Origin of the sequence: Candidatus Paralachnospira sp. LCP21S3_A2, from assembly GCF_052118925.1 — a bacterium.
GTDB lineage: Bacteria > Bacillota > Clostridia > Lachnospirales > Lachnospiraceae > Lientehia.
Map to the genome: position 1 here is coordinate 55397 of NZ_JBQKGG010000015.1, position 6112 is coordinate 61508.

Consider the following 6112-nt stretch of genomic DNA (forward strand, 5'->3'; position numbering starts at 1 on the left):
CTCCTTTGTATCCGCAGACGATCCGGCCGTCCTCCGGCCGGAATCATCCTGTGTTCTTTTTCTTACAGCATCTTTTCTCTTACGCTTTGATGGACAGGCTCCGTATCTCGGCGCCCTCCATATTTTTAATGGTGAACACGCCGTTTTCATAGACCATATAGCTGTTTTCATTGCCATTTTTCGGAATGGAAACGGACCCGGGATTCAGATACAGGTGATCTTCATGTTCCTCCATGGCCTGCACATGGGTATGGCCATGAAGCAGGATATCTCCTTTTTTTAACGGCGGCAGATGCTCTTCGTTATGAACATGTCCATGGCTCGCAAATACCATCCGTCCTTCCAGGTAAAGGATCATGTAATCCGCCAGGATCGGAAACTGAAGCACCATCTGGTCCACTTCCGCGTCACAGTTCCCACGAACGCATAAAAGCTCATCCTTCACCTCATTGAGCATGGCAATGACTTTCTTCGGCGCATACTCCTTTGGCAGATCATTCCGGGGACCATGATACAGAAGATCTCCCAGAAGGATCAGTTTCTCCGCATTCTCCGCTTCATAACGCTCCAGCATTTTCTCACAGTAATATGCCGATCCATGTACGTCCGACGCAATCATCAGTTTTGTCATTTAGTTTTCCTCCAGCACTTTCACTGCCTCATCCATACAGGACCCGGCAAACTCCTCGATACAGCCCCGGTCACAGGCGTCTGCCAGAGCCGGGTCAATGGGAACTCTCGCAAGCACCGGAAGCGAATGAATCTTTGCCACCTCATCGATATGGCTCTCGCCAAAAATCCGATATTCCTTCCCGTTGTCAGGACATTTGAAATAAGACATATTTTCCACCAGTCCGAGAACCGGCACCTTCATAAGCTCTGCCATCTTTACCGCTTTTGCGACGATCATGGAAACCAGCTCCTGGGGAGATGTTACCACCACGATCCCATTCACCGGAAGCGACTGGAAGACTGTCAGCGGCACATCTCCTGTTCCCGGAGGCATATCCACAAACAGATAATCCAGATCTCCCCACATAACATCTGACCAGAACTGCTTTACAGTATTGGCAATCACCGGTCCTCTCCAGACAACAGGATCTGTATCATTGGGCAGGATCAGGTTAATGGACATGACCGGCACACCACCCTGGCTGTACACTGGCATCATCATTCCCGTTTCCGTGGCGCGTACCTTATCCTTCAGTCCAAAAGCCTTGGGGATGGACGGACCCGTAATATCCGCATCCAGAATTCCGCATTTATAACCACGTTTGCTCATGGTCACTGCCAGCAGCGAAGTCACCATGGATTTTCCAACGCCGCCTTTTCCGCTGACAACACCGATAACTTTCTTTACATGAGTCATATCATTCGGTTTCACCGTAAAATCTACTTTTGCTTTTTCACAGCCTTCGCAGGAATCTTTCCCGCAGGAAGTGCTGGAACATTTTTTTTCTTCTGCCATTCTCTTTCCCTTTCCATACGCTGAACATATTTGTAATAATATCCCCATTATAACAGACCTCCCCGGGGTATTTCAAGGGGAGGTCTGCTTATTCTGTCCTTCAATTCTTCTATTTTCTTATACTTGATATCCACCCTGACGCATCTTATCTGTTACAAATTCATACGCCTCATGGATCTCTGCCACAGCTTCTTTCATCGTGTAAATCTTTTTATTATCTGCCCACATCTCCACCATAAATCTTCCTGTGTAACCAAGTTCATGAAGCTTTGTAAACAGATCTGCAAATCTTACCGTTCCTGTACCAAACGGAACACACTTGAAAATACCAGGTTTTGTCTCTTTTACATGAATTGCTGTAATCTCCGGCATTCCAAGTTCAAACTCACTTTCCGGATCTGCTGAAAACTGGGTAAGATTTCCCATATCCGGATAGATCTTGAAATACGGTGACGGTATCTCCCTCAGGTAATGGGAGGCTCTCAGGATCGTTCCTGCGAACGGAGTATCCATGATCTCCATGGCCAGGATGATTCCCGCTCTTGAAGCCATTTCCACAGACTTTTTCATGCCCTCAAGGAACATTGCCTTTGTTTCATCATCGGACTTTTCATAATAAACATCATACGTTGCAAGCTGAATGCAGGTGACTCCCAGCTTCTGTGCCAGGATAATTCCCTTCTCCATAATCTCGTACGCCTTTGCTCTTGTCTCCGGATTCTTGCTTCCAAACGGAAAACGACGATGACCGCTTAAACACATACTTGGAAAAATAATTCCCGTTTCATCCATCAGATCCCGCATTTCTTTGATCTGAGCATCGTTCCAGTCCAGTCTGGCAAGTCTGGCATCCGATTCATCTACAGAAATTTCAATAAAATCAAACCCTGCTGCTTTTGCCGCCTGCATTTTTTCTTTCCAGGTAAAGGCATCCGGAAGTGCCTTTTCATAAAGGCCAATCGGTGTTTTATGTAAATCAAACATATTTTTTCTCCTTCTTTTCTACGTTCTTTTTACTCAGACACACTGAAATCTTCCCATACTCCGCCAAGAGCAGCAATTACTTTCTTATAAAGCTTATACTTCTTTTCATATACTGCCTGATACTCTCTGCGCGGTTCTACTCTTCTGGAAACATGTACCAGACTGCGCACTGCCTGCTCGTATGTTTCAAACACTCCGACTCCGATTCCTGCTGCCATGGCAGCTCCCATGATCCCCTGCTCATCGCATGCCACAGTTTCTACCGGGATTCCCAGAACATCTGCAAAGATCTGAACCCATTCTTCAGAATTTGCAGCTCCGCCTGCTAAACGGATTGCCTCCGGTTTTTCCCTGTTTCTAAAAAGCCGTTCCACATGTACCATATGTGAAAAAACGATTCCTTCATAAACTGCACGCAGCATGTGGCCACGGTTGTGATAATCCGTCAATCCGACAAAACATGCCTTTGCCAGCGGATCTTCATTGGACCCGTTAAGAAACGGAAGAAAGATCACATTACTGGACGCCGGATCGATTTCCGAAATAATCTGATTCGTGTAATCATAAATACTCTTTCCGGCTGCTTTCAGTTCTTCTTTCTTCTCCGCCAGGATCTCATCAATAAACCACTGCATGTTTCCTGCTGATGTGGGACTGCTCTCCTCAATCAGATAATACTCCGGAATACAGAACATGGAATTCAGCGCAACCGTACCATTGGTGATCGGCTTTCTGGTAATATATTCATTGATACTCCAGGTTCCTGCAATCATGCACACCTGTGTTTCATCATAAATTCCTGAAGCGATTCCACAAGCATCAACGTCAAACATTCCTGCCATCACCGGCGTTCCTGCTTTTAGTCCGGTGATCACCGCTGCTTCTTCTGTAACTGTACCACAGATATCTGCCGAATATTTCAGAGGCGGAAGCTTATCCCATACGCTTTCCAGGCCAAATAATGCCAGCAGTTCTTTATCATACGCAGCCGTATGAAGATTCACTAGATTGGCTCCGGAAAAATTCGTATATTCACCGTTTGCTGTACCGGTCAGGCAGTACCGGATATAATCATTGATAGAAAACACATATTTTGTATTTTCTATCACTTCCGGCTCGTGATCCCGCAGCCATGCCAACAGACTGACCGGCTGACACGCCAAAATATCCTGGCATGTTTTTTCCCGTACTTTTTCTGCCGTTCCATCCTGTTTCCACTTTTTCGGATATTCCCAGGCCCGGGCATCGGTAGAAAGGATTCCTGGGTAGGAAGGTTTTCCGTCCTTTCCAACCAGATATAATCCTTTTCCATGACCGGAAAATGAAATGCCGGACAGATCCTCAGAATCAATTCCACTTTTTTCCAGTGACTCCCGAATAACTTTTGCATTCTGTTCCCAGAGTTTTCCCATATCCCGTTCTGTATATCCTGGTTTTGGCGTCAGATTCTGGATCGGCTGTCTGGCCACAGCAATAATATTCCCCTTCTCGTCTATGATACCGGCTTTTACAAAGGTTCCGCCGTTATCAATTCCCATTAAATAGCTCATATCCTCCTCCTCATATAACCTAACGCCTCACCAGTAACACATTATTCTTCCGGAACTGTCTTAGGCATTTCCGGATTATTAGGTCCAAAATGCTTTAAAATTACGATAGGCTCAAACTTACTATGATTCTCAATTACAATTCCCGCCTTCGCAGCCTGTTCCGATACAAAATATTCATCGGCACTCTGCTGACCAAATCGAAGCATCGTCGCCGTTTCTGCATCAAACACTCCGAATTTTCCATGTCCCTGTACAAAAATACAACCATATGCTGCTGCATCTTTAATTGTAACTTTCTGACCGGGATATACAGTTAATTCCTTTGCACAAATATAATCATTTGCATAGGAAACCCATTTTTCAACGTATTGATCTGTTTCTACTGCAATCACCGGCGGACGGAAATTCGTCTTTTTATAATGAGGATCTACATTCTTTTCCCAATCTAATAATCCAAAAATGTAATCTATATCGTCCTTCTTATCTTCAGGACACTCCTCAACCAGCATTTCACGTGGATAGATCTCACCTGAAACTACATTTTCTTCTACTGAATTTACATCGGAATTCCACTGAGGCTCATATGTTAAATACGATGCTGGAGCATGAATGACACCTGCCGGAGTAAACCAACCGGTTCCCAATTCAACACGATATGCCCTGGATAACTCCGTAATTCTGGTATCAGCTTCATTATAATGACGAAGCCTTTCTTTTACATCTTCTGGATCTGTATCTGGATCAAAACCGAAATAAGTAGCGTTATTTTCTCCTGAATAGTTGTTTAACTGTCTGGGAAAATAATAGGATTCCGGTTTTCCAAGCTTTCCGACTCTTGCCGCGTCTTCAAAAGTCAAATGTACATGATGAAACAGCGGATTTTCAAAATCGAAAAATTTTGAATACATCGGCCAACCACCGTATTTTTCCATTAATTCTTCGCCGACAACCTCCGCACCTAATGTATCAATCGCCTCTTTCAATGTAAATTTCTCATCAGAATCCGGAGATACTGCAACATAGCTCATTCCTTCATCCGGTGCTGCCAAAGGGCCATTATTAGCCGTGATTGTCGATGAAAACCACCGTTCCTTAATTGAACCTCGTTCAATTCCTAATGCATAATAGTCATCCGGATGAAGTTTTAAACGATGTCCTGCTTTACCAAAGCGTCGAGGAACAAATGTAGGCATTAAACGAAAAACACCTTTTCCCTCATCAAATGTCTTTTTAATTAAGTTCTTATCTGCCATAATAAAACCTCCTCTGTTTTTTAATAATTTGCTTATTCCTTTATTTACCCTACTTTTATTAAGTATAGCATTTTACATTTCTTGAATCCTGTTACGAATATCATACTTTCCCATTTCTTTTTGTTCTGTAAATACAAAAAAGATTCGTTTGCACGGATCCTTTTTTGTAATAAAAAATGCCCAGAGCCGGAATCGAACCAGCGACACGAGGATTTTCAGTCCTCTGCTCTACCAACTGAGCTATCTGGGCGTTAGACATTTTCATGTCTGAGTTGCGGGGGCAGGATTTGAACCTGCGACCTTCGGGTTATGAGCCCGACGAGCTTCCGAACTGCTCCACCCCGCGACACTCTCAATATAAAGTTTTTCGAGTGGGGGAAGATGGATTCGAACCATCGAAAGCACTGCTAACAGATTTACAGTCTGCCCCCTTTGGCCACTCGGGAATTCCCCCATAAAGCCGATGATCGGACTCGAACCGATAACCTGCTGATTACAAATCAGCTGCTCTGCCAATTGAGCCACATCGGCGTATAAATACGCCAATTCGGATTATTATTCAAAAAGTGGGGCCTATAGGGCTCGAACCTATGACCCTCTGCTTGTAAGGCAGATGCTCTCCCAGCTGAGCTAAGACCCCATATTCAATTATTAAGATGTTAAACGACCCGGATGGGGTTCGAACCCACGACCTCCGCCGTGACAGGGCGGCGCTCTAACCAGCTGAGCCACCGGGCCACATTCCTATACCTTCAAAACTACACATTGTCCAACATCATTTCATTCCCAAAACTCCTAAACCACCTGGATAAGCCCTCGACCGATTAGTAACAGTCAGCTCCACACATTACTGTGCT

The 6112-nt window shown here is 44.7% G+C and carries 5 protein-coding genes and 6 tRNA genes; all 11 read right to left on the reverse strand.

Annotated elements, in window-relative coordinates; translation table 11 throughout:
- Positions 1-79: 79 nt before the first annotated feature.
- The gene (gene yfcE / locus ACTQ3K_RS10390) at positions 80-631 is read right to left on the reverse strand and encodes a phosphodiesterase (RefSeq protein WP_441567619.1); all 552 of its coding nucleotides are present in this window, start codon (positions 629-631) and stop codon (positions 80-82) included.
- Positions 632-1468 carry a P-loop NTPase gene (locus ACTQ3K_RS10395; RefSeq protein ID WP_441567618.1) on the reverse strand — a complete coding sequence of 279 codons (837 nt, stop codon included), beginning with the start codon at positions 1466-1468 and terminating at the stop codon, positions 632-634.
- Between the two features lie 117 nt (positions 1469-1585).
- Positions 1586-2452 carry an L-ribulose-5-phosphate 3-epimerase gene (locus tag ACTQ3K_RS10400; protein WP_441567616.1) on the reverse strand — a complete coding sequence of 289 codons (867 nt, stop codon included), beginning with the start codon at positions 2450-2452 and terminating at the stop codon, positions 1586-1588.
- A 29-nt stretch (positions 2453-2481) separates the two neighbouring features.
- A complete protein-coding gene (locus ACTQ3K_RS10405) occupies positions 2482-4002 on the reverse strand; it encodes an FGGY-family carbohydrate kinase (RefSeq protein ID WP_441567614.1) in 1521 nt (506 codons plus the stop codon).
- A gap of 41 nt (positions 4003-4043) precedes the next feature.
- Complete coding sequence (locus ACTQ3K_RS10410; protein ID WP_441567612.1) at positions 4044-5255, reverse strand: hypothetical protein; 1212 nt, start codon at positions 5253-5255, stop codon at positions 4044-4046.
- Between the two features lie 177 nt (positions 5256-5432).
- Positions 5433-5505 (reverse strand) — tRNA-Phe (locus ACTQ3K_RS10415).
- A 22-nt stretch (positions 5506-5527) separates the two neighbouring features.
- Positions 5528-5601 (reverse strand) — tRNA-Met (locus ACTQ3K_RS10420).
- 26 nt (positions 5602-5627) lie between these two features.
- Positions 5628-5709: transfer RNA gene (locus ACTQ3K_RS10425), tRNA-Tyr, on the reverse strand.
- Between the two features lie 4 nt (positions 5710-5713).
- Positions 5714-5786 (reverse strand) — tRNA-Thr (locus tag ACTQ3K_RS10430).
- A 36-nt stretch (positions 5787-5822) separates the two neighbouring features.
- Positions 5823-5895 (reverse strand) — tRNA-Val (locus tag ACTQ3K_RS10435).
- Positions 5896-5919: 24 nt separating this feature from the next.
- A tRNA-Asp gene (locus tag ACTQ3K_RS10440) sits at positions 5920-5993 on the reverse strand.
- Between the last annotated feature and the right edge of the window lie 119 nt (positions 5994-6112).

Excerpts from the sequence above, each read along its gene's own strand:
- yfcE (WP_441567619.1), bottom strand. The coding sequence starts at position 631 with ATGACAAAACTGATGATTGCGTCGGACGTACATGGATCGGCATATTAC.
- ACTQ3K_RS10395 (WP_441567618.1), bottom strand. The coding sequence starts at position 1,468 with ATGGCAGAAGAAAAAAAATGTTCCAGCACTTCCTGCGGGAAAGATTCC.
- ACTQ3K_RS10400 (WP_441567616.1), bottom strand. The coding sequence starts at position 2,452 with ATGTTTGATTTACATAAAACACCGATTGGCCTTTATGAAAAGGCACTT.
- ACTQ3K_RS10405 (WP_441567614.1), bottom strand. The coding sequence starts at position 4,002 with ATGAGCTATTTAATGGGAATTGATAACGGCGGAACCTTTGTAAAAGCC.
- ACTQ3K_RS10410 (WP_441567612.1), bottom strand. The coding sequence starts at position 5,255 with ATGGCAGATAAGAACTTAATTAAAAAGACATTTGATGAGGGAAAAGGT.